Source organism: Undibacterium sp. Di27W (assembly GCF_049340345.1).
Classification (GTDB): domain Bacteria; phylum Pseudomonadota; class Gammaproteobacteria; order Burkholderiales; family Burkholderiaceae_D; genus Undibacterium.
Map to the genome: position 1 here is coordinate 152433 of NZ_JBMPOS010000005.1, position 20999 is coordinate 173431.

Consider the following 20999-nt stretch of genomic DNA (forward strand, 5'->3'; position numbering starts at 1 on the left):
CTTCGTCATGATGCTACATATACCAGGCGTGCTCAGCCGTGAGCAAGTCAGTGCAATTCGTCAAAAGCTGGACGCAGCAAACTGGGTTGATGGCAAGCAAACCGTGGGGGACCAGGGTGCCCTGGTCAAACGCAACCGCCAACTGCCTGAGCATTCTGCACTGGCACAAGAGCTAGGCCAGATCGTTTTGCATGCCTTAAAGAGCAATCCCCTGTTTTTTGCCGCTGCCCTCCCTCTGCGCATCGTACCGCCCTTGTTTAACTCCTATGCCGGTGGTGAGCACTATGGCCTGCATGTGGACGGAGCCGTGCGCCATGTTGCCAATGGCAATTACAGCCTGCGCACCGATGTGTCTTCTACTCTATTCCTGTGTGACCCGGAAGAGTATGAGGGCGGCGAACTGGAAGTGGTCGATACATATGGCACCCACGAGGTCAAATTGCCAGCCGGTGACTTGATACTCTACCCATCCATCAGCCTGCACCAGGTCTTGCCAGTCACCCGCGGGGAGCGCATATGCTCGTTCTTGTGGACGCAAAGCATGATACGCGACGATGCCCGCCGCAGCATGCTGTTTGACATGGACCAGAATATTAGCCGCTTGCGCGCGCAACTTGGCGACAGCCCTGAAGTACTGAGCCTGACAGGTCAGTATCACAATCTCTTGCGTATGTGGTCAGAGACCTGACATTGCAGCTTATTTATAACTAATCCGCGACCGTAATGCGTAAAGCCCGCACGAATAAATTTCTATGCGGGCTTTCCTACTTAACGGTAAACTGGCTTTCATCGAAGCCCAGCCCAAAACGCAGATCAGACAAACATGAAACTTGACAAGCAAAACAGCCCGTCTGCAGGGTGCATGGATGTTTAAATCGTTTGCCGACTATCTTTCCAATAAGAGATTTGAGTCACTCGATGGCTTGCGTGCCATCAGCATCATTGCTGTGATCTGGCATCACACGGCACCCGCTGGTGTCAATACCATGCTGGCGAGCATAGGCGCACAAGGCGTGCAATTATTCTTTGCCATCAGTGGTTTTTTGATCACGACTTTATTACTCAGGGAACGTGAACGTAATGGCAAGATAGACCTCAAGGCATTTTACCTGCGCCGTTCCTTGCGTATCTTCCCTCTGTATTACGGCACATTAGTGCTGTACATCATCCTGGTCTTTTTTTTGGAACGACATACGGCTGTAGGCCAGGCTTTTTTCCAGAACCTGATTTACTTTGCGACTTATACTTCGAATTTATTTGTGGCCCTGGATGGGCGGGTGATTTTTTATTTTGCCTGGTCGCTGGCAGCAGAAGAACAATTTTATCTGGTATGGCCACCCCTGCTTTTATTGGCAGGTTCAGTCGGGCGGGCCAGTCTGATCCTGCTTGTGGTCACCATTGCCTGCGTAGGCAGTCAATTGCTGGGGCTGCGTAGCCTGGACATGATACAGCTGCCAATAGTACTGGGCGCCTTGCTGGCGATAGGTTTGAACCATGAAAAGTCTTTTACCTGGCTGTACCGCCTACTTGGTCAAAGCTGGTCAGCACCAGTTACATTTATTGCCCTTGTTCTCAGTTTGTTAAGTTTGCAAAGCCAGACATTACCAGGTTTTGTTTCATCCATCCTGTTTGCTGCCGTGGTTGGCTCTTGCGTAATCCGGGTGCAGCATCCATTGTCCACCCTGCTCGCGTTTAAACCCCTGGCCTATCTGGGTGCAATCAGCTACGGCATGTACATGTTGCATATGCTATGCAAAAACTTTGTCGGCAAACTTTTTAAAGTATTCCAGATCAATGATCCAGGTATCGCAGTTTTCTTGCTGACCTTATGCATGAGTATCGTACTCGCCAGCATCAGCTTCCGTTATTACGAATCCTGGTTCCTGGCATGGAAAACGCGCTTTGAGCGCTAACTTCAAGCGCTCTGCCAGGAAAAATTCTCAAGCTTGGCGGCAGGCCTGCGTTGGCCGCGTTGATCAACACCAGTATCAAACAAGGGAATCAAGCCAGCAAACCGGGCATGCCAGGAATTATCAGCCCTGAATCTGCTCAAACTTTCTGCACTGCTGCGATGTAGCAGGCAAGTCTTGAGCAGACTGGAGAAATCACTGTGTCCGTCATACAAGAACACACCATCTTCTTCTGCCCGCAACGACATTTCCCCAAAATTGGAAGATAACACCGGGATACCCAAAGACCGGTACTCATAGTATTTGATAGGGTCAACCGAGGCTGTCAACAGCTTGCGCTTGAACGGGATCAAGCCTACAGAAAATTTTTGCATGGCCTGCATCGCTTCAGCATGACTGCAGGCGGGCAGGATTTCCACATTGCCTGGCAAGTCACAGGGTGGTGGTGTAAACACCGGCCCTATCAAACGCACTCTAGCCGCAGGATCATTGATAGCGAGCGAGGATGCCAAATTCACCAGGGCTTCCCAATCAAACCAGTGTCCTATCGTGCCTACGTAGCCATACACAGGTGCTTGCGCTGATTTTGGTAAAGCTGGCGGCAAATTATCACTGTCGCAAGCGTTCAAAATCAGACTGAGTTTGTCAGCATGCGCAGAAAAGCGCGACACTGCACTGGAAGAAACCACAATTTTATTGACCCGCTCAGCCAGTTGGCGCTCGGTCATTTCCATGGCCTTGCTGGAAATCCCTTCATAGAAAGCCGGAAAATCGTCCATGGCATCATACAAAGAAGATAAAGCCGGGTGGCGTGCCATGGCTTGCAGCGCCAGTTTGGAAGGCTTACCCACCACAAACTGCGTCCTGCCACCTGCGGCAAATGCATCTATTTCTGCCATGGTATTGCGCCAAAACCATTGGTGCAGGTACCCCGAGGCTGGCAGCGGTTCTATAGGCAGCGCTGTGACTTGCGCCAGTTTCAACCAGTCTGCTTTAAGCGGATTTTCCTGCACTTTTACCGTTGTGCAAGGTGCAGATTCTTGTGCCATTTTGGTGGCAAAGACACGTCGCACGTCGGACATGCCTGGCAAGCGCGTAGGATAAGGGTCTACCCACAACACTCTGGCTTTGAATTGCTGGTGAAACCACTGTACAAACTGATGTGGTCTTTGCGCAAAGCTGTGCCAGGGCACAGGTGAGAAATAGACGAGGCGCATCATGCAGGCTCGGTTTCAAGTCCGGCATCAAGGCCAGCCTCAACAGGCTGAAGCTGAGGCGCTATCTGAGCAGAAAAATGCTGCTGCAACACTTGCACGATACGCCCTGCAGCCAGGCCATCACCATAAGGAGACACCCCTCTGGCCATGGCACGGTAAGCTGCTTCATCATCGAGCAGGATTTGTGCCTCAGCGACGATATTCTCAAAATTGGCGCCGACCAGTTTCACTACCCCCTGCTCCACCGCTTCAGGGCGCTCGGTTTCTTCGCGCAAGACCAGTACAGGTTTCGCCAATGCAGGTGCTTCTTCCTGCACGCCACCAGAATCACTGATGATGAGGTAAGCACGCTTCATCGCGGCTACGAAGGGCGCATAGTCCAGCGGTTCACACAAGTGGATATTGGCACACTTGCCCAGCGTAGTATGGGCAACTTCCTTGACGTTAGGATTTGGATGCACGGGATAGAGGAATTGCACGTCTGGATTATCCGTCGCCAGTTTCAGGATGGCGCGGCAAATATGGGCAAAAGGCTCACCAAAATTTTCACGTCTGTGAGAAGTGACCAATACCAGGCGTTTGCTGGCATCCAACTCTATACCCAGATCCAGCTCACGTTCTGCCGTCATCAACAAGGCATCAATCACAGTATTGCCTGTGACGATAATGTCGGCGTCAGACACACCCTCTTTCAAGAGATTTTGACGTGAACTCTCGGTAGGTGCGAAATGCCAGTGCGCCAGGCGACCAGTCAGTACGCGATTGATTTCTTCAGGAAATGGATTATCCCTGTCCCAGGTACGCAAACCAGCTTCTACATGGCCTATGGCTATTCTGTGGTAAAAGCAGGCCAGTGAGACTGTCATTACTGTTGTCGTATCACCCTGTACCAGGACCACATCCGGCTTTTCTGCCAACAAGACTTCATCAAGGTCGAGCAACATGCGGCCTGTCAGCGTAGTCAGTGATTGGTTAGGACGCATCATGTTCAAATCTATGTCGGCTTCGATATCAAAGAAAGCCAATACCTGATCCAGCATCTGACGATGCTGGGCGGTCGCCAAAACACGTACTTGCGCCCAGGGTTGTTGTTGCAAGGCCAATATCACAGGCGCCATTTTGATGGCTTCAGGACGCGTACCAACTACACATAGTATTTTTTTCATGATGATATTTTTCTTTCTGATTCAGAAACGTCTGAAAATGGTATTCAATGTCTATCAAGCCTTTTCAAAGGCTTTCTCCATGGCCCTGGCACGACAATCCCAGTCATTGGCATCGGCCAATTGCGCCAGCCGCTGGGTAAATGCCGGGTCGTCTTTGACTGCGAAGGCTGCATCCAGCGCCTCGCTCAGTGCTTCCACGCTATTGCCGGAAAATACTTCTTCAAAAGCGACGCACTCTTCCATATCCCTGGTAACAACCACAGGTTTTTCCAGGGCAAAATATTCAAACAATTTGAGTGGTGATGTTGTACGGGCAATCTCACCAGGCGCAAATGGAATAAAGCAAACATCAAACTGACGTGCATAGGCTGGCAAGATTTGATAATCCACCGTGCCCATATACAAAAGATTGTCGGCCTTGAGCAGCTTCTCAGAACCGCCGTAATAATCTGGGCCGATGAATACAAAGCCCAGATCAGGGCGACTGGTCACCAGGTCTGCCACGGCTTCATACCAGAGCCAGGGAGCCAGCGCGCCAAAATAACCCACCACTTTGCTGTACTTGCTGCGGAAGTTTTGCAAGTTTTGCGGCAAAGGTGTGCTCAAATGCTTGGGGTGGCGGTAGTGCATGGTGTCTACCCCGTTTTGCGCCAGGATGACCTTGTCTGCACCAACGGCAGCAATCGCTTCTGCTTCCAGTTTTTTGGCGGAAGCCACGACATAATCAGCACCGCCATTGAAAGCAAAATCTTTCAGGGCCAGCAAGCGACGCACGTTTTCTTCATCGCCACTGATTTGCGGATCGATATGATCTATATATTCATAAACCAGCGTCCCGCGTTTGCCATTTTCGAGCAGCAACTCCGGCGTATTCGCATAGGCAGTCGAATACAATGAGCGCGTCACATCCTGCAATTGATTGACTTCATGGCGATTGGTGATCCAGACGTTCTTGACCACTTCGCGGCATCCCTGCACATCGTCACCCGCCCAGTTATCCGTGCGATAAATCACCAGATAGCCCAGGCGGCCAAAGGCAGCAGCGATATGTTGCGGGCGTTGATACAGCGGTACATTCCAGTCTATGACCAGTTCCTGTACGAAGATCCCTTTGTAGTCAGCGCGGCGTGACAGCACTTGCTGCTGGAATTCGGGCCAGCTTAAGTCCTTGTTGGTCGCCTTCAATGCCACAGCATTACCAGCAGGCGGCAATACCGCTAAAGACGGGCTAACATTAAATGTCAGAGGGCTGGCACCAGCCGTTGCTGGTGCAGTACGTACCCAACGGACAAAATCATGTCTCGGGCCATGCAAGGCCCAGCGCATTTTTGCAGGCAAGCGCCAGAATACAAATTTGGCCATGTCATAAGAGGCACGCCCCGGGCTTTGCACAAACTGTTTGGTAAAACGTAAAGGCCGCGTCAATATCCAGGAATAAGACTGTTTCAGGGACTTGATGGCTTCTTCCTTGCTATGCACATCCAGATTCAGCCTGGCCATTTGCGCGTCGCGCACATCAAGTTGTTGTAACAACTTGGTATAGTCTTGTTCTTTTTGTTGCAGGCTGTCCGACAATTGCTGATGCTCTTGTTTCAATTGCTGAAGATTCAGCGTCAATTGTTGGGAATTTTTTGTTGATTGCTGGAGATTTTTTTCCAATTGCTCAAAATTCGCATCCTTGGCCACGATTTCTGCTTGTACTGCCTGCAGGGCTACTGCGTGCAATGCAGATTCTTGCGCCAACTGAATTTGAAATTCGTCATGTTGCTCTTGCAATTTGCGCTCATAATCTTGCAAGCCTTCATTGAGGGTCGCAATTTCCTGATCCCGTGCATCCACATCCTGTCGAATTTTGTCGCTTGCCAGCATCAGGCTGGCAATTTCTTGCTGTTGTTGCTGACGGAATTGCTCATGCTGCGTCAGCATTTGCTGTTGATGCGTGTTTACCAGTAGCTGCTCTTCTTGTGCTTGCTGTGCCTGCTGCAATAGCAATTGATTGTCGCTAAGCTGTCCTTCCAGTTGATTCAACTCAGAATGCGTATCGACTTGCAATATATGCGTCTGACTCAGACGCAAGCCCAACTTTTTAAGCCATGCAGTATCGGCATACATCAAGATGATTTGATCACCCTGCCACAGGCTATTTTCCAATAGGCGGCAATCCTGCACTTTGGCCCAAACCAGGGTGAAGCCGTTCTCCAGTTGCAGCGGGATATTTTCGGGAAGGAAAGAGTAGAAATGTTCGCTCTCACGTTCCATCTCGCGATAAGGCAAGGCCAGAATGACGGCCTTCCTGGCGCGTTGGCTCAGGGTATGCAGCACTTGATACGGTTGATGAAAATGCTCCAGCGTATTAGAAGAAAACACCAGATCAAATAAATTTTGCTCGCCAGCAGACGATTCCAGCCAGTTGCTATTCTCAAAACGCAAAGCCGGGTAACGCGCACTGGCTTGCTGAATCGCAGCAGCAGAAAAATCCACACCAGTGATTTGCTCTGCTGGCATATAACTAGCCCAGACATCGGTACCATCACCTTGCGCACAACCCCAATCTGCCAGACTCAAAGTTTGCTGGCGCGCTTGATCCAGCAACCAATTAGGCAGATGTTGAATCGCGACCTTGGCGAAAAAACGCGACTGTTTGTCCCCCCTGCAAGCGAGCCAGTCATTTTCAAATCGCGTATCCCAATACGCACGGGAATTTATTTCTGTTTGCATGTTTTACTATCTATCACTCATGTGTACTGCTACTAATCTTGATTATTTCCAGGTCACCAACTGCTAAGCTGCCAATACCTGCAGTCTTGCGTTCACTGTGGACACTACGAGCTCCTGAGCAATCGGCGGCTGGAATAAACCAAAGAAACGCTGATCTGCCAGTGAAGAGAAGTAATGTGCACCTTCTATGTATTCGTAATAATGAATATCCCGATGCAAACGGTTTTCTACCGCTGCGACCAGCAAATATTTGCCAGTCACCAGGGGATTAGTCAGTTTGAAGCTGACTTCAAAAGTCTCGGCATCAGGCAGGCGCTTGGCTTCAAAGTCATGCGTGGTCGAGACGATGAGATCACTGCCTTTTAAATCTTTGATGGAGACGGCAATGCTTAAATGCTCGCGCGATATGTTTGCTGGTATACGCAAGCTGATTTTCACATCCAGCTCACTACCCCACTCATGCACATCCCTGCGAACGCCGTTTGTATCCAGCACAGATGCTGACAATATCAAGCCCTTGTGCGAACCCCAGTGTGTCGTGGGGCGACTGTCCAGGGCAACGTCTTCGGTGTTATTCATGTTCTCGCTGATGCCCGGCAAATCTCCACCAGACATGGAGACACTGGCTATCGGCTGCACTCTTTCATCTTCAACGGCAGCATCATCATCCTGGAACATCATTTCCATATACCGCCCGGTCACAGGGAAAACATCGCCCTGCTCCAGCATGCGCCCCTTGTCCAGCCAGATGGCGCGGTCGCACAAGGTGCGCACAGAACTGACGTCATGGCTGACAAACAAAATACTGGCACCGGTCTTTTGTATATCCTTGATACGGCGCATGCACTTGGCAACAAAGCGCGCATCACCCACCGCCAGGGCTTCATCGACAATCAGGATTTCCGGGTCTACGTGAATGGCAATTGAAAAAGCCAGGCGCGCATACATGCCGCTGGAATAGGTCTTGACTGGCTGATCAAGAAAATCACCCAATTCGGAAAACGCCAGTATTTCATCCATGCGACCCAGCATCTGCTCTTGCGGGAAGCCCAGGATAGCCGCATTCAGCAAGACATTTTCACGCCCGGTAAATTCGGTATTGAAACCGGCCCCCAGCTCCAGCAAAGCCGCAACCCGGCCATGTGTGGTCACCAGACCCGAAGTCGGCGACAAGGTGCCGCAGATCATTTGCAAGAGACTGGATTTACCACTGCCATTGCGGCCTATGATGCCTACCGTTTCACCTGGCGCAATCTCGAAAGACACATCACGCAGTGCCCAGAATTCACGATAATAAGTTTTGGCACGGGACAATAGCATTTGCTTGAGCCTGTCCTGCGGCTTGTCGTAAAGGTGGTAGCACTTGCTCAGTTGCTCTACCTTGATGGCAAATTTAGAGGACATCAGCAAACCCTTTGCGTGTTTTTTGGAACCATGCGAATCCCAGCCAGGCAACCAGACCAGACAACAGGAAATAAATCAGCCAGTTTTGCCAATCCAGATGCTTACCCCAGATCATGGCATCACGACTCTGCTCTATCACCTGAGTCAAAGGGCTGACCTGCACTACCGCACGAAAATCTTCAGGCAAGGCGACGATGGGATAGAACACCGGCGACAAAAATGTCAGCACCGAGATGGCAACACCAACCACCTGGTGAATATCGCGAATAAATACGCCAAGCGAAGCCAGTAACCAGCTCAAGCCCAGGCTTATGAACACCAGCGGCAACAAGATGGCTGGCAAATAAAAAATAGTCGCCGGTGGCACGCCGAAAAATATGGAATAAAAAATCAGCCATACCACCAGGCTGATCAGCAAATGAAAACAGGCGGCCCCCATCGCAACGACAGGCAAAATCTCCAGAGGGAAAATAACTTTCTTGACGTAGTTGACATTGCTGACAACCAGCGACGGCGCACGATTGACGCATTCTGAAAACAGGCCAAACACCATCAGGCCGGCAAATAAGACCAGGGCAAACTCGGTCTTGGAATCAGAACCACCTGCCCAACGCGCCTTGAACACCACGCTAAAAACAAAGGTATACACTGCCAGCATCAGCACAGGATTAAAAAACGACCATAGCAAGCCCAGCAAAGAGCCCTGGTAACGGACCAGCACTTCTCTTTGGATCAGACTCAGTATGAGTCGGCGATGCTGCTTCAGTGACACAAGCAAGCTATACGGTGTAATAGACGGTACTGCGTGAGGATTCATTAAAAAATTTCGATTCAAAAATTTTGCGCCATATTTGCGGCAACAAGAAAACTGCATAATTGCAGCACTCAGGCGACATTCGGATTCTCCAAGGGAGAATTTGGATGCAAAGCATCCTGCTAAGTTCAATTTTTTTAATTTTTTCTCAGTACAAAATGATGTACCTTGATCTTGACAAGGCAATTACATCAAGGCCACTGTAAAGAAAAAACACGTTGATTCGCTCGTATTGAGTGCTCATCTGCAGGACATCAACCAGCTCCAGCAACATGCACACTTTGTCTTTTGGCGATTATACGAAGAGGTGTAAAAAAGAATTTCTACCAAATGTCGCGCAATTGTATGTTATTTGTACAAACAAAAATATGACTTAGGTAGTTCTACGTAGGAATTGTGTTTTCATTTCAAGTTGAAATTTTACATTTCCCTGAGGCCATAATGGCGTGACGCGCATCAATCATGAAGATCATTGCAGAGAAAATGCAATGAATTATTTTCCAGACCTCAATCAAATATCAATCAGATCTGGACGCAATGCAATGACACTCACTTGGGTATAGAGCGCAAATATCAAAAGGATCGTAGAGGAAAAGTTATCCTCTTGGGAGGCAGCTCCAAGCTTACAGCTCGATGGCAAACTTTTTGCCGTAAATGTGGGGGAGTGATAGTTTTGTCCCTATGCCGTCGAACAGCTAAACATAGCAAAACCTAATGCCAGCGTGGCTATTAGCCCGATTAGGTGCCAAAATTCGCACTTTCCCAGCCTGGTAAATAATGAGGGAAAATGGTTACTTTTTGCACGATATTTGTCACCATTCAGCAAGCTTCTGTACCAGGAATGGAAAGGTTTGTAATAAACAGGATCGTTTGCTGCGGGGCGGGAGATTTGGATTGTAGTTTTACAATGCGGACAGGAAACTACTGGCTCAGTGTTTTTCAGTTCACTTTCCAAATAAGCAAGTAAATCCTTATCCTCCTCTTTTGCCACTAACTACATGCGCCATCGAAATATTGATGTCACATTGTAATAGTAAAACTACATTTAGTTACACGACTGCCAATGTTGTTACAGTTTAACGCCTTTATGCGACAAGTTTAAGCAATTGCGCCACTTCTTCCTGGGTTCCATGTGTCTCAAGGTAATTGTATAGGACGACCGCTATCTCACTTTTCCTGCTGGCTGTGATGGCAATCCCTTTCTCATCTAGATAGCTGTCCAGCACTTGAAGCGCCTTGGCCAGGCGCTCAGTGTCAATCTTCATACCTGCTTTGCCAGCAGACTCAGCCACCCGCTCAGCACTTGTTTTAGCGTTATCAGGCATTGGTCTATCAACTAATGGAACATAGTTGGGTAAGTATGCCTCCGGTACTTCATAAACCTTTCTAATACCCCCTAATCCAACTCTAGTTTCATAGTGCCAGTGCTCCTTATCAGCACGCAACTGGATTGCCCTCTTCGTCGCTGGAAGCCCAGGCAGATGCATTTCAACAATTTCAGCTGCAGTATATAACTTTTCCATTTCGCACTTAATCGCACTTAATTTGTTGTAACTGCGAAAAATGTCTCGCAGAGGGTTATTGAGAAAATACACTTAAAAATCAATTAGTTAATTCAATGACTAATTTTTGAATAAAAAATTAACTGCGAAATACCGCGAATCACTTGACTTCGCACTTTTTCACACTTAACATGCATCCATTGACCCAACCCATAGAGGAAAACAATGGATGCATTAAACGCCCCAAAAAAATCCGCCCAAGCCGATTGGCATCGTGCGGATATCGTCGCCGCGCTTCATAAAAAAGGCTGGTCACTGCGCAAACTGTCAGTGCAAAGCGGCCTGGCAGAAAGAACTATCAACTCTGCCTTAGACCGTCCTTACCCAAAAGCAGAAAACATCATAGCTGCCGCCATCGGTGTCGCCCCAGAACAAATCTGGCCTCAGCGTTACGAGAGGCGGAATTTTACGCCAGTTTTAACACTTCCTGCCACTTCACTTCGCACTTTGCAGTGTGCAGTTGCTTGAAGTGAATCATAGGCCGTCATCGGACTTAACACCATCTTTACGTTTCGCGGAGTTGTGAAAATGTCGTTGCGAAAAAGACGCTGGAAATCAGTTAGAGCTACAAGCCTGAGCGAGGCGATGGACTTGTGCGTGGAATATGCCGGTTCAGAACAGCGCCGACCCATCAAAGTTCTGGCCGACCTCATGGGTGTTGAGGTCAAGACCCTATATCGCTGGCTGGGTGAAACCTCCATGCCACTGAACCGCATACGCCAGTTTGAAGCCTTCTGCGGCACAACCTTTGTGAGTGATTACCTTTGCCTTGCGCATGGCGACAAAGTTGTCGTAGCCATTGCCGCCGGAAAAACGGCCAAGGTTACCGACCTGGTCGAAGTTCAAGCCTGTTTCTCCGAAGCCATGGCCCTGCTATCCCGCTTTTATCAAAGCGGCGAAGCTATAGACCAAACCTTGGCCGCGTTGACTACCACGCTGGGTCAACTAGCCTACCAGCGCAGCAACGTTACCAAGGCTGCGGAGCCAGAACTTGAACTGTTTAACACTTGCGACTGAAAGCACAACATGAAAACTTTACAAGTCACCTTGACCGAGACCCGCTTTAACAAGCCTCTGGTTGTCATCGACGAAATGCCAGGCCCTCACGTTGAAATGAGTCCCGACGCAGTACGCGCCTTCGCCAACGCTTTGTTGCAAGCAGCAACGGACTGCGAAGCCCGCGACCTGACCAAAAAACATCTCAATTCTGTTAAGAAAACCTACGCAATAGGTGTTTCCGCATGATTCAGGCCGCAATCAAGCCGCATTACAATGCCGCCGAGCTGGCAGCGATGCAATTGCCCGGCCTTCCTAGTACAACGCGTGGCATACAGTTGTTTGCAGAACGTCAGAACTGGAAATATGCTGAGGTGTCGGGTCGTGGCGGTTTGCGTCGCGAATACTCTCCCCCTGTAGAAGTTGTTGAAGCAATACGAGAGCAAGCGACTAAAAATGTTGTGGCACATGTGCCACTGACTCAACCTTCTATCGCGCACACAGAGGCCCAAAGTTTAACGGCTGACGCCCGCAAAGGTGTTCTAGATGCGTTAAATGCCATCATCCAGCGCACTGGCTACCCGTTAAAACGCGCAGCTAAGCACCTGATCAGCATGGCGCAAAAGGGTGATGCCAGCCCGCAGCTGGTCGCTATGCTCAAGTTGGCCAGGGATGGCCGGGGACGTTCAAGCGCCGATGGTTTGCCATCAGAACGGAGCTTGACCCGCTTTGTAGCGTACCAAAAGGGTGGCGCACTCGTCCCCAAAAAGCGTGAAAAAAATATGAACGTCCCTGCCTGGGCCGAGGCTTTCATGGGTGCCTACCAAAAACCAGAAAAACCAACGGTAGAACATGCATACCGCCAATTTTCCAAGGTGTACCAGGGCGAACTGCCAAGCATCCATCAGGTGCGTCGATTCCTGGACAAGGTCGGCAATGTATCCAGGCAGATCGGGCGCATGGGTGACCGTGAATTGAAAACAATCAAAAAATTCGTTCGTCGTGACTTTAGCAAGCTGCTGCCATCGGATATATACAGCGCCGACGGTCACACTTTTGATGCGGAGGTGCAGCACCCAATGCATGGCCGCCCCTTCAGGCCAGAGATTACGTCAGTCGTCGATGTAGGCACACGTCGCCTGATAGGCTGGTCTGTTGACCTGGCTGAAAGTGCGCTGGCCGTGCTGGATGCGCTGCGCGTAGCTGCCTTAACAGGCGGTATCCCGGCCATTCTGTATGTGGACAATGGCTCAGGCTACGTCAATCAGATGATGACGGACACTGCCACCGGGCTAATGGCCAGGATGGGTACTGAAATGGTCAACAGCTTGCCATACAACAGCCAGGCACGTGGCGTGATTGAACGAGTTCATCAGACCATTTGGGTCAACGCTGCCAAGGAAGTGCCGGGATACATTGGCAAAGACATGGATCGCCAGGCAAAGCTGCAAGTCTTTAAATTGTCGCGCCAAGCAATCATGAAAAAGGCGGCGCAGCCCACCACGATGCCGCTGATGTCATGGCCCCTGTTCCTTGAATTTGCCAAGGATAAGGTCGCCGAGTACAACGCTCGTCCGCACAGGTCATTACCCAAGATCAATGACCCCGCGACAGGCCGCCGCCGTCACATGAGTCCAGACGAAGCCTGGGCAACCGCTGAAGCGGAAGGATTTGCGCCGCACCGTATCAGCGAAGATGAAGCACGGCCATTGTTCAGGCCGCAGATAGTTAGGTCTGTCCGTCGCTGTGAAATTGAGCTATTCACCAACAGGTACTTTAACTCTGCCCTCGAAGAATTTAACGAATCAGAGGTTTGTGTCGGCTATGACTTGCACGACCCACACCTGGTATGGGTGTACCACCACGATGGCCGCCTGATCTGCACAGCCGAACTGGATGGCAACAAGCGCGATTACATGCCTCAATCATTTGTTGAACGGTCGCGGGACAAGCGGGCCGCAGGCCGCGAGAAACGTCTGGAAAACAAGCTGGAGGAAGTCCGCGCAGAGCGTAGCGGTTCCGCTCCATTGGAATTAGAAGTTATCCAGGGCATACAGATCACCTCAGACCTCGATGCATTGCGCAGCAAATGGGCCACAGAGCGCGAATCAGAGCAGGTACTGATGTCTGCAGCACCTCAACGGGAAGAAGTCCCAAGGCCCGTTAAATCAGTCGAGCAAAGCAATGTATTTGAAATGCCCGAAACACGGCAAGACCGCCTGGCCAAATGGAACAGGCTAGACAAACAACTGCAGGAAGGAGGCGAAATCAGTGATGCAGCACTGGCTCGGTGGCATCAGACATACCCGATGTCATCAGAGTACAGAACGTTTTACCAGCGTTACCTGGATGAGTCAGGCCAGGAAGAAAACAGCACGGCGGCAACCATGCTGTTTATGAACAACTAACTACGAAAGCACAAGGATTATGACAAAAGACAAGCAAATAAACAATCGTCCTAAAGGCGGCGTGGCATCAATCGCCACCTTTGACCTGGTGGCCACTACCCTGGATCAGTTAAAAAATCGCCGTCAAGGAATGGATGGCATTGGCTGCCTGTTCGGCCCCTCAGGTTGGGGCAAGACATTTTCCAGCAACGTACTTGCACTGGAAACCCGCGCTTACTTTGTCCAGTTGCAGCCCGTTTGGACAAAGAAGACCTTCCTGCAAAAAATTCTGGATGAGATGAAGGTGGACTGGGATAAAAGCTGCAGCGTCCCTGACTTGTTCGACATGGTTAACAACCAGCTAGCCGTTTCTGGTCGAATCCTTATCCTGGATGAATTTAACAGAGCCATTGAGCGCCCAGTGCTGGCACAGATCACACGCGCCATATTTGATTGCACACAGTCTCCAATCTTGTTGGTCGGCGAAGAAAAACTGCCGAGTGAATTGGGCAAGCCAGCGTTTAAGCAGCTTTACCGCCGTATTGCAGCCTGGGCTGAGGCACAGGATGTGACTGTACAGGATACCGCCAAGCTTGCACCAATTTACTGCCCGAGTGTTGATTTTGCAGAAGAGGCGTTAAGTGCGCTCACCACTTTTGCCAAAGGTTCGGTGTCATCTGTCGTGAAGTGCCTGAACGTCATTCATGAAGACTGCCTGGTGACTGGCAAGGAACTCATCAACCTGGCCGCGCTGCAGAAGATTGCGTTGCCTTCTGCCACCCATCCAAAAAGGAAAATTTAACGATGGCCAGACTACCAGCAACGCAAGAAATGCGCGGTGGTAAGACGCCACGCCAAAGGGTATGGGAGCAGATACGCAAACAGCCGGAACGGTTCACCCAGGCACAGCTGGCCGAGTTCGGCACAGTACCTGACAGCATTGTCAAAGACTACGTCAAAGTCCTCTTAAAAGCGGGTTTTATCGCAGTCATTGACACTGAACCAGCGGGCAGAGTTTGCAGGCGCAACATCTACGCTCTCACCAGGGATAACGGGGTGGAAGCACCCAGGCTGACTAAGAAAGGTGAAGTTGTCACGCAAGGCAGTGTTAATGAGGCCATGTGGGGAACATTGCGCCGGGTACTTAAAGGGCAGAGTTTCAATTTCAGGGAACTTGCTTCGTTTGCCAGTACCGCCAGCCAGGCTGTCGTGGAAGAGACCGCCAGGAATTACGTGCATGCCCTAGCCGCAGCCGGATATCTGGAATGCGTCAAGGACGCCGTCCTCGGAAAGAAACCCCAGCCAGCGCGTTATCGCCTCAAGCGCAATATGGAAAGCGGGCCACGCGCACCGATGATCCAACGAACAAAAACCGTCTATGACCCCAACTGGAACAAGGTGGTATGGGTCGAGGACATAGGAGCCCAAGATGAAGCAATGTGAATACATGAACGCCGACTGGTTCAAGGCGTTACAAACAGAAGTTGATGCGTCAAACAAAACAGTCGTTGCCAGAAAGATGCAGGTAAATCGCTCGACCCTGTCTGCTGTAATGAATGGCATTGGTGAGTATGGCAAAGGCAAGGCCAGTACGAGCGGTATAGAGCTGCAGTTCCGCCGCGCCTATGAGCAGTTGACATGTCCGCACACACTCAAAGTAATCGGAATCGCTGACTGCCGTAGCAATGCGTTGGGGCCTGCCCCTACGCATAACCCTAGGCAGACGATGCACTGGCAGGCATGTCAATACTGTGCAAATAAACCACCGCCGCTGAAAGCTGCAGACACGTCGGCGGTGCCCAAGCCCAAGCGGCGCAAGGTGATCAGGATTGAGTCAGAACCTGTCCAGCAGGCTGGAATCATCGACAAGGTAACGCTGCCACTCCCAATAGTGGGTGGCCCCCAAATCAACGAACAAACAGCGCAGGAGGCAGCATGAAGGAAGTCAAGCACTATACCCATGAAGAATGGAGAGCTGAAGCAATCAAGCGCTTCGGCACCAAGTCCGCCCACTGGCGGTTCGTATGCCCGGCATGTGGCTATGTCGCGTCTGTTAAAGATTGGGACGACGCCAAAGCACCTGAGAGCGCTGCAGCTTTCTCATGCATAGGCCGCTACACAGGTAGCACGAAAGGGATGGGAGATAAGACTGGTGGGCCATGCAATTACACACTAGGCGGACTGTTCAATTTGTCCACCGTCAGCGTGGAATCTGACGGCGTTACACATTCCGTTTTTGACTTCGCCCCAGCCGAGCCAAACCACAAAGAATCTGACAAGGAGCCAGCATGAGCAACTTTATCAGGAGCGTTAAGCACGCGATTGTCGCATTCCAGATCAATCGCCTGGATCGCCGTTACAAAAAATTGAGTCGCGACCTTGACTGGTACGACCAGCAACTACAAGGCCAGCGCGCATTTGCGGAGAAGAACAGGCTCAAAACGATGTTGCAACGTAACGACCTCGCGCTACGTCTGAAAATTTTGGAGGGGCGTTAAATGATCGTCCTGGAACTGATGCAAAAGCTGCGTCGCTGTCCAGCAAATGCCCAGGTATTGATTGTCCAGCGCAGCGAATGGGGCAGCAGAAAGACCGAGCAAATCAAGGAAGTGGTTCGCCCCGTTAAAACCAAACCAGCGGGCAAAGCTGTTCCCACAGTTGAAATCACATTAGGAGAAGAAGAATGAAATCAGCACTGCAGGTAGTTTTTGAGAAATTCGAAGCCAGGAAAAAGCCCAGCTATGACGAGCTGGAGGCAGCATTGCATCAGGCACTGAAAGAGCGCAATGCGTTTGAACAAACCATCACGGACTTGGCAGCCTGGCTGGGCCGTCTTACCCATGCACATGTGACCTGCGATGCCATTGGCCTCACATCAACGATGGATGCCTTCGTAGCAGAACGCGTCAAAGTTGTTCAAAAAGCTGAGAACCAGATTCACTAAATCGAAAGGTACATCATGAGCAAATACGAGCAAGACATCATTAATCTGGTCAGGCAGCAGCCAGGGCTGCGAGCCGTCCAGATCAGCGACAAACTGGACATCGATCTGGATATCGTCGAAAACATCCTGGTTACGGCAACGCGCCAGGGCAATCTGCTGGCTTCCAAGGTCATAGCACCGAACAAACTGGAAGCCGATGCTTACAAGGTCAACCCTTCAATCCTGGGCTGGGTGCCTGCAGTGCAAGGTGAAAAGGTGAAAGACCAGGAGCAAACCACCGTTAAACCAGTCGAGAACGTGGCAGCGAAACCTGCTCAAGCCAAAGAACCCACCAGAATTGATAAGGCACTGGCTTTCCTTGAAGGCAAAAAGCAAGTCACAGCTGAAGACCTATGCACGGCCATGGGTCTGGAGCCAAACAAGTATTCGCCTGCCCAGTATCTGTCCAGGCTAATCAATGACGGCACGGTATTGAAGCGCGGGAAATGGTATTGCCTGGCGTCAGAGGCAGACGACTTGGCTGCACCTGACACCACAGCGCAAAAGGCTGTACTGCTGACCAAACAGGAGCATGACCCGGTCAACACGCCACAGCACTACACCGCCGGAGGCATCGAATTTATCGACATCTTACGGGCCAAGCTGACGCCAGAAGAACTGAGGGGCTACTTTAAAGGCAACGTTATCAAGTACGTCATCCGCGCAGAACTCAAAGACGGCCTGCAGGACTACCAGAAGTGCGCCAGGTACGCAAACTGGCTGGCCCAGTCAGAAACACCCGTAACCCGGTAACAAGGAACAGAACAACATGACAACCAATACAACAGACTTCATGGAAGACGCTCAGGGCCGCTTGTGGCCGCCATCCAAGGTCAAGCCAATTGACAAGGCCAGAGACGGCCTGGTGAAGGAAATGATGGCAAAGGCGGTAGCTCTTAACGCTGCTTTGAGCGAATTTAAGAAATCGGCTTTCGGTGACATTGCCGCCTTCGTTACCTTGAGCGCCGAAGAGTACAAGGCAAAGCTCGGCGGTAAAAAGGGCAATGTCACGATGTTTTCGTTCGATGGCAGATACAAAATACAGTTTGCCGTGTCAGAGAACATTCAGTTTGACGAACGCCTTCAGGCAGCTAAAGCTCTCATTGATGAATGCATCAAGGAATGGAGCCAAGGCTCAAGCCCTGAAATCCAGGTACTTGTTCAGGATGCTTTCAAAACCGATAAAGAAGGCAACCTCAATCATGGCCGCATCCTGGCATTACGCCGCCTTGATATCAAAGATGAGCGCTGGATCAATGCCATGACCGCCATAGGTGAATCGGTCCAGGTCGTGGGTAGCAAGCAGTACATCCGTTTCTATGAGCGCCGGGGTGACACAGATCAGTACGACCCTATACCACTGGATATGGCGGCCTTATGACTGATCCCAAAATCGTTACGGCCACAGTGACCATCAAATACACCGCTGACGATGGCACGTCATCGTCGGTCACTTATAAGGAATACCCAGCAGACGCTGGTCGGAAACCACCATGCCAGCCACTGATTGACGGACTGGAGGAACTGGCCCGGCTGACAACCGTGTTTAAGTTTGAGAACAAAGCACTGATCGCCTTTCATGAGGCCAGGAAACAGGTGTTTATCTGGCGCAGCAAGCGAGAGACAGCCAGCACCAATTAACAGTATAGCGAGCGCCCAGGTAGCAGGTGGCGCAAATCAGGAAAGCAATACGGTAACAGCTACAGGGCATGCCCGGTAACCTTCCGAGAGGTGAATGCCCCGAATGACCCGCGTTAAGGGTCATTCGCTTTAATTGTCGAGTGAGCGAAACAAGGCAGTTCACCGCCTTGTCTGCCAGGTGTGGTTACCTGGTACTGATGAGCAGCCAAGGGGAAAACAAGATGCCGATCACAAAGGAACAGTGGAAAGAAATTGAAGGACAACTTTCGTTGACCTGGGGAAGTGTGGATTTGAAAATAGACGGATACAACATTAACTTACGCGTTGAACCTCAAAAAGCGAGAACCTATGCGGTCATGGTCTATTTAGATTACAAGTTTGAATGGAAATGGGCTTTTGACGGCACTGAAGAGGCGAAACGCTTTTGCCGAACTGTATCAAAGTTCATGTTCAAGCCTAAAGAACGTGCAGTCATGGTGAAGATGCATGGTGGCAAACGTTGCCCCAAAGCTGAATTGGAACAAATCAATAGAAAGTTTTACTTCTATTCCCCGCTGTGGAGCAGCGTCCCGGCTATGCGTCGTCACTTTGAGAAAAACAATCACAGCCTGGAAGTGATCAACATTGGGTATGCGCCATGACTGTGCAACGAAACGCTGACCAGTTACGTAAGGCCGAGCTGGCGCAGATACACATCGCCAAGGTTCAATTGGCCATGGACGACGACGCGTACCGCGCACTCTTAAGTCGAGTGACTGGCAAGGTGTCATCCAAAGACCTGACCTGGCAGCAGAGAAAAACGCTCCTGGACGAGTTTAAACGCCTGGGCTTCAAAACTAAGACGAAGCATCAGTTGCCAAAGGTCGGGGCTGACCGTATGCCGAGGATGCAGAAGATAGAAGCCCTGCTTGCCGAGGCGAAGCGGCCCTGGGCGTATGTAACGCCAATGGTCGAGAACCTTGGGTATGAACGGATTGAATTCTGCTCAGTAGCCGACCTCGGTAAGATCATAGCAGCGCTTGTGAAAGACGCAGAAAGAAACGGGAGAGCCACGTCATGACCCAGCGCGACCCAGAATCCATTGTTAAGCTCCTCATCAGTATGATCGGGGAAAGTGCCGCCATCAGAATGATGGATACCAAAAACTTTGGTGGAGGCAGCTTTGACTTTCCGAAGTCAGAAACGGGCCTGGGTGCGCAAACGTTCGCTGCATTGGCGGAGGTCGTAGGCATGAGCAACGCGCATCGCCTCTGCCGTCACTTCGGTGGCGAACGTCTTTATATACCAAACCTTGCAAACCAATATAGACAAGAACGCAACAAAAATATCGTCAAGAAGTATAATGGCGGAACAGCAGTCCGTGAATTAATGCGGGAATACGGGCTTTCTGATCGCCGCATCTGGGAAATCCTAAAGAATACAGATATGAGCCAAGTCAATCAGATAAGCCGATATGTGCAAGAAAGTTTATTTTGAACAGTGAGGCTGAAATGAAAAACCTGATATTTCTGATGTGTCTTTTTACAATGACGTCCGTATACGCCGACGCTTTTAAGTGTTCAGTGAATGGCAAGGTTGTTTTTCAAGAATTTCCATGCGTAGGTGCTGGTGAAAAAATCCAGACTGAAAAAAGAGATCAGCAGAGACAGGACGATGGTTACGAGAACGTCAAGAGGGAGAATGCAGAATATGCACGTAGTCTTAAGGCTGAATACGACAACCTTAAAGAAAAGCAGGAGTCTCAAAAGCTAAAAGCTGAAATCAACGCGAAAATTTACAATGAGAATCTGCCCAAAATGCGTGCCGAACAGGAAAAAGCAGATATAGCCAAAGCAGAAAAATTTGAACTGCAACAAAAAGCAAACAAAGACGCTTTGAAGACTTGTTTAGAAACCAAATGCAGTTCAAGCTCCTATTATGTGCTGTTGAAGGACATGTTGAAAATAGACGTAGAAGACACTATCAAGAATTGTTCAACACAAGTACTAACAGGTGGCGACTTATTCTATTGTTCTGTTCCGCTTGTTGACAGTGGCCGTGTTAGGATAGCGAGATTACAAATGGAACTTGGAGTACCAAGTAACATTCCAAATTTGGTCAAAGTGAAAACGAAGAGAATAACGTCAGTCAATGTTTATTAGTCTTGGTTTGACTTAGCTTGAATTAGTATTAGAGCCGCTGACTTAGAATAGCGGCTTTTT

At 50.1% G+C, this 20999-nt stretch carries 26 protein-coding genes and 1 other RNA gene; 21 read left to right on the forward strand and 6 right to left on the reverse strand.

What is annotated here, in order from left to right:
* Positions 1-7 precede the first annotated feature (7 nt).
* Both ACO0LF_RS12195 and ACO0LF_RS12200 read left to right on the forward strand, forming a co-directional pair.
* Entirely contained in the window at positions 8-688 is a 681-nt protein-coding gene (locus tag ACO0LF_RS12195; protein ID WP_423014344.1) for a Fe2+-dependent dioxygenase, read from the forward strand.
* 178 nt (positions 689-866) lie between these two features.
* Entirely contained in the window at positions 867-1913 is a 1047-nt protein-coding gene (locus ACO0LF_RS12200; protein ID WP_423014345.1) for an acyltransferase family protein, read from the forward strand.
* Positions 1914-1915: 2 nt separating this feature from the next.
* On the opposite strand, the gene ACO0LF_RS12205 is transcribed toward ACO0LF_RS12200, so the two are convergent.
* From ACO0LF_RS12205 to ACO0LF_RS12230, 6 genes are all read right to left on the reverse strand, one after another.
* Positions 1916-3130 carry a glycosyl transferase gene (locus ACO0LF_RS12205; protein ID WP_423014346.1) on the reverse strand — a complete coding sequence of 405 codons (1215 nt, stop codon included), beginning with the start codon at positions 3128-3130 and terminating at the stop codon, positions 1916-1918.
* Complete coding sequence (gene wecB, locus ACO0LF_RS12210; protein WP_423014347.1) at positions 3127-4293, reverse strand: non-hydrolyzing UDP-N-acetylglucosamine 2-epimerase; 1167 nt, start codon at positions 4291-4293, stop codon at positions 3127-3129. The genes ACO0LF_RS12205 and wecB overlap by 4 nt, the downstream gene beginning before the upstream one ends.
* Before the next feature lie 54 nt (positions 4294-4347).
* The gene (locus ACO0LF_RS12215; RefSeq protein WP_423014348.1) at positions 4348-7011 is read right to left on the reverse strand and encodes a methyltransferase; all 2664 of its coding nucleotides are present in this window, start codon (positions 7009-7011) and stop codon (positions 4348-4350) included.
* Between the two features lie 63 nt (positions 7012-7074).
* Positions 7075-8415 carry an ABC transporter ATP-binding protein gene (locus ACO0LF_RS12220; protein WP_423014349.1) on the reverse strand — a complete coding sequence of 447 codons (1341 nt, stop codon included), beginning with the start codon at positions 8413-8415 and terminating at the stop codon, positions 7075-7077.
* Positions 8405-9232 carry an ABC transporter permease gene (locus ACO0LF_RS12225; protein ID WP_423014350.1) on the reverse strand — a complete coding sequence of 276 codons (828 nt, stop codon included), beginning with the start codon at positions 9230-9232 and terminating at the stop codon, positions 8405-8407. Before ACO0LF_RS12225 ends, ACO0LF_RS12220 begins: the two co-directional genes overlap by 11 nt.
* A gap of 1082 nt (positions 9233-10314) precedes the next feature.
* Positions 10315-10752: a hypothetical protein gene (locus ACO0LF_RS12230; RefSeq protein WP_423014351.1), complete on the reverse strand. Its 438-nt coding sequence runs from the start codon at positions 10750-10752 to the stop codon at positions 10315-10317.
* Positions 10753-10956: 204 nt separating this feature from the next.
* Here ACO0LF_RS12230 and ACO0LF_RS12235 point away from each other — a divergent pair, with 204 nt between their 5' ends.
* From ACO0LF_RS12235 to ACO0LF_RS12325, 19 genes are all read left to right on the forward strand, one after another.
* The gene (locus ACO0LF_RS12235) at positions 10957-11259 is read left to right on the forward strand and encodes a helix-turn-helix domain-containing protein (RefSeq protein WP_423014352.1); all 303 of its coding nucleotides are present in this window, start codon (positions 10957-10959) and stop codon (positions 11257-11259) included.
* 60 nt (positions 11260-11319) lie between these two features.
* Complete coding sequence (locus tag ACO0LF_RS12240) at positions 11320-11808, forward strand: hypothetical protein (RefSeq protein WP_423014353.1); 489 nt, start codon at positions 11320-11322, stop codon at positions 11806-11808.
* 9 nt (positions 11809-11817) lie between these two features.
* A complete protein-coding gene (locus ACO0LF_RS12245) occupies positions 11818-12036 on the forward strand; it encodes a hypothetical protein (protein ID WP_423014354.1) in 219 nt (72 codons plus the stop codon).
* A complete protein-coding gene (locus tag ACO0LF_RS12250; RefSeq protein WP_423014355.1) occupies positions 12033-14195 on the forward strand; it encodes a Mu transposase C-terminal domain-containing protein in 2163 nt (720 codons plus the stop codon). The genes ACO0LF_RS12245 and ACO0LF_RS12250 overlap by 4 nt, the downstream gene beginning before the upstream one ends.
* Positions 14196-14214: 19 nt before the next feature.
* On the forward strand, positions 14215-14976 hold the full coding sequence (locus ACO0LF_RS12255; RefSeq protein WP_423014356.1) for an AAA family ATPase: 762 nt from the start codon (positions 14215-14217) through the stop codon (positions 14974-14976).
* Between the two features lie 2 nt (positions 14977-14978).
* The gene (locus ACO0LF_RS12260) at positions 14979-15617 is read left to right on the forward strand and encodes a hypothetical protein (protein WP_423014357.1); all 639 of its coding nucleotides are present in this window, start codon (positions 14979-14981) and stop codon (positions 15615-15617) included.
* Entirely contained in the window at positions 15604-16113 is a 510-nt protein-coding gene (locus tag ACO0LF_RS12265; RefSeq protein ID WP_423014358.1) for a MarR family transcriptional regulator, read from the forward strand. The genes ACO0LF_RS12260 and ACO0LF_RS12265 overlap by 14 nt, the downstream gene beginning before the upstream one ends.
* Entirely contained in the window at positions 16110-16466 is a 357-nt protein-coding gene (locus ACO0LF_RS12270) for a VVA0879 family protein (protein ID WP_423014359.1), read from the forward strand. Before ACO0LF_RS12265 ends, ACO0LF_RS12270 begins: the two co-directional genes overlap by 4 nt.
* Entirely contained in the window at positions 16463-16672 is a 210-nt protein-coding gene (locus ACO0LF_RS12275; protein ID WP_423014360.1) for a hypothetical protein, read from the forward strand. The genes ACO0LF_RS12270 and ACO0LF_RS12275 overlap by 4 nt, the downstream gene beginning before the upstream one ends.
* On the forward strand, positions 16673-16861 hold the full coding sequence (locus tag ACO0LF_RS12280) for a hypothetical protein (protein WP_423014361.1): 189 nt from the start codon (positions 16673-16675) through the stop codon (positions 16859-16861).
* The gene (locus tag ACO0LF_RS12285; RefSeq protein ID WP_423014362.1) at positions 16858-17118 is read left to right on the forward strand and encodes a hypothetical protein; all 261 of its coding nucleotides are present in this window, start codon (positions 16858-16860) and stop codon (positions 17116-17118) included. Before ACO0LF_RS12280 ends, ACO0LF_RS12285 begins: the two co-directional genes overlap by 4 nt.
* A gap of 15 nt (positions 17119-17133) precedes the next feature.
* On the forward strand, positions 17134-17910 hold the full coding sequence (locus ACO0LF_RS12290) for a DUF3310 domain-containing protein (RefSeq protein ID WP_423014363.1): 777 nt from the start codon (positions 17134-17136) through the stop codon (positions 17908-17910).
* Positions 17911-17926: 16 nt separating this feature from the next.
* Positions 17927-18538, forward strand: a complete 612-nt coding sequence (locus ACO0LF_RS12295) for a DUF3164 family protein (protein ID WP_423014364.1) — start codon at positions 17927-17929, stop codon at positions 18536-18538.
* Positions 18535-18798, forward strand: a complete 264-nt coding sequence (locus ACO0LF_RS12300; protein ID WP_423014365.1) for a hypothetical protein — start codon at positions 18535-18537, stop codon at positions 18796-18798. Before ACO0LF_RS12295 ends, ACO0LF_RS12300 begins: the two co-directional genes overlap by 4 nt.
* Before the next feature lie 142 nt (positions 18799-18940).
* Positions 18941-19009, forward strand: an RNA gene (locus ACO0LF_RS12305) — hammerhead ribozyme type II.
* A gap of 10 nt (positions 19010-19019) precedes the next feature.
* A complete protein-coding gene (locus tag ACO0LF_RS12310; RefSeq protein WP_423014366.1) occupies positions 19020-19439 on the forward strand; it encodes a hypothetical protein in 420 nt (139 codons plus the stop codon).
* The gene (locus ACO0LF_RS12315) at positions 19436-19858 is read left to right on the forward strand and encodes a gp16 family protein (protein ID WP_423014367.1); all 423 of its coding nucleotides are present in this window, start codon (positions 19436-19438) and stop codon (positions 19856-19858) included. The genes ACO0LF_RS12310 and ACO0LF_RS12315 overlap by 4 nt, the downstream gene beginning before the upstream one ends.
* Positions 19855-20274 (forward strand): Mor transcription activator family protein, encoded by a 420-nt coding sequence (locus ACO0LF_RS12320; RefSeq protein ID WP_423014368.1) that lies wholly within the window; start codon positions 19855-19857, stop codon positions 20272-20274. Before ACO0LF_RS12315 ends, ACO0LF_RS12320 begins: the two co-directional genes overlap by 4 nt.
* A 14-nt stretch (positions 20275-20288) precedes the next feature.
* Positions 20289-20939 carry a hypothetical protein gene (locus tag ACO0LF_RS12325; RefSeq protein WP_423014369.1) on the forward strand — a complete coding sequence of 217 codons (651 nt, stop codon included), beginning with the start codon at positions 20289-20291 and terminating at the stop codon, positions 20937-20939.
* Positions 20940-20999: the final 60 nt, after the last annotated feature.

Coding starts and splice junctions, on each gene's coding strand:
- ACO0LF_RS12225 (WP_423014350.1), bottom strand. CDS start 9,232: ATGAATCCTCACGCAGTACCGTCTATTACACCGTATAGCTTGCTTGTG.
- ACO0LF_RS12235 (WP_423014352.1), top strand. CDS start 10,957: ATGGATGCATTAAACGCCCCAAAAAAATCCGCCCAAGCCGATTGGCAT.
- ACO0LF_RS12220 (WP_423014349.1), bottom strand. CDS start 8,415: ATGTCCTCTAAATTTGCCATCAAGGTAGAGCAACTGAGCAAGTGCTAC.
- ACO0LF_RS12310 (WP_423014366.1), top strand. CDS start 19,020: ATGCCGATCACAAAGGAACAGTGGAAAGAAATTGAAGGACAACTTTCG.
- ACO0LF_RS12195 (WP_423014344.1), top strand. CDS start 8: ATGATGCTACATATACCAGGCGTGCTCAGCCGTGAGCAAGTCAGTGCA.
- ACO0LF_RS12270 (WP_423014359.1), top strand. CDS start 16,110: ATGAAGGAAGTCAAGCACTATACCCATGAAGAATGGAGAGCTGAAGCA.
- ACO0LF_RS12255 (WP_423014356.1), top strand. CDS start 14,215: ATGACAAAAGACAAGCAAATAAACAATCGTCCTAAAGGCGGCGTGGCA.
- ACO0LF_RS12230 (WP_423014351.1), bottom strand. CDS start 10,752: ATGGAAAAGTTATATACTGCAGCTGAAATTGTTGAAATGCATCTGCCT.
- ACO0LF_RS12240 (WP_423014353.1), top strand. CDS start 11,320: ATGTCGTTGCGAAAAAGACGCTGGAAATCAGTTAGAGCTACAAGCCTG.
- ACO0LF_RS12275 (WP_423014360.1), top strand. CDS start 16,463: ATGAGCAACTTTATCAGGAGCGTTAAGCACGCGATTGTCGCATTCCAG.
- ACO0LF_RS12200 (WP_423014345.1), top strand. CDS start 867: ATGTTTAAATCGTTTGCCGACTATCTTTCCAATAAGAGATTTGAGTCA.
- ACO0LF_RS12315 (WP_423014367.1), top strand. CDS start 19,436: ATGACTGTGCAACGAAACGCTGACCAGTTACGTAAGGCCGAGCTGGCG.
- ACO0LF_RS12325 (WP_423014369.1), top strand. CDS start 20,289: ATGAAAAACCTGATATTTCTGATGTGTCTTTTTACAATGACGTCCGTA.
- ACO0LF_RS12260 (WP_423014357.1), top strand. CDS start 14,979: ATGGCCAGACTACCAGCAACGCAAGAAATGCGCGGTGGTAAGACGCCA.
- ACO0LF_RS12320 (WP_423014368.1), top strand. CDS start 19,855: ATGACCCAGCGCGACCCAGAATCCATTGTTAAGCTCCTCATCAGTATG.
- ACO0LF_RS12285 (WP_423014362.1), top strand. CDS start 16,858: ATGAAATCAGCACTGCAGGTAGTTTTTGAGAAATTCGAAGCCAGGAAA.
- ACO0LF_RS12250 (WP_423014355.1), top strand. CDS start 12,033: ATGATTCAGGCCGCAATCAAGCCGCATTACAATGCCGCCGAGCTGGCA.
- wecB (WP_423014347.1), bottom strand. CDS start 4,293: ATGAAAAAAATACTATGTGTAGTTGGTACGCGTCCTGAAGCCATCAAA.
- ACO0LF_RS12280 (WP_423014361.1), top strand. CDS start 16,673: ATGATCGTCCTGGAACTGATGCAAAAGCTGCGTCGCTGTCCAGCAAAT.
- ACO0LF_RS12295 (WP_423014364.1), top strand. CDS start 17,927: ATGACAACCAATACAACAGACTTCATGGAAGACGCTCAGGGCCGCTTG.
- ACO0LF_RS12215 (WP_423014348.1), bottom strand. CDS start 7,011: ATGCAAACAGAAATAAATTCCCGTGCGTATTGGGATACGCGATTTGAA.
- ACO0LF_RS12290 (WP_423014363.1), top strand. CDS start 17,134: ATGAGCAAATACGAGCAAGACATCATTAATCTGGTCAGGCAGCAGCCA.
- ACO0LF_RS12205 (WP_423014346.1), bottom strand. CDS start 3,130: ATGATGCGCCTCGTCTATTTCTCACCTGTGCCCTGGCACAGCTTTGCG.
- ACO0LF_RS12265 (WP_423014358.1), top strand. CDS start 15,604: ATGAAGCAATGTGAATACATGAACGCCGACTGGTTCAAGGCGTTACAA.
- ACO0LF_RS12300 (WP_423014365.1), top strand. CDS start 18,535: ATGACTGATCCCAAAATCGTTACGGCCACAGTGACCATCAAATACACC.
- ACO0LF_RS12245 (WP_423014354.1), top strand. CDS start 11,818: ATGAAAACTTTACAAGTCACCTTGACCGAGACCCGCTTTAACAAGCCT.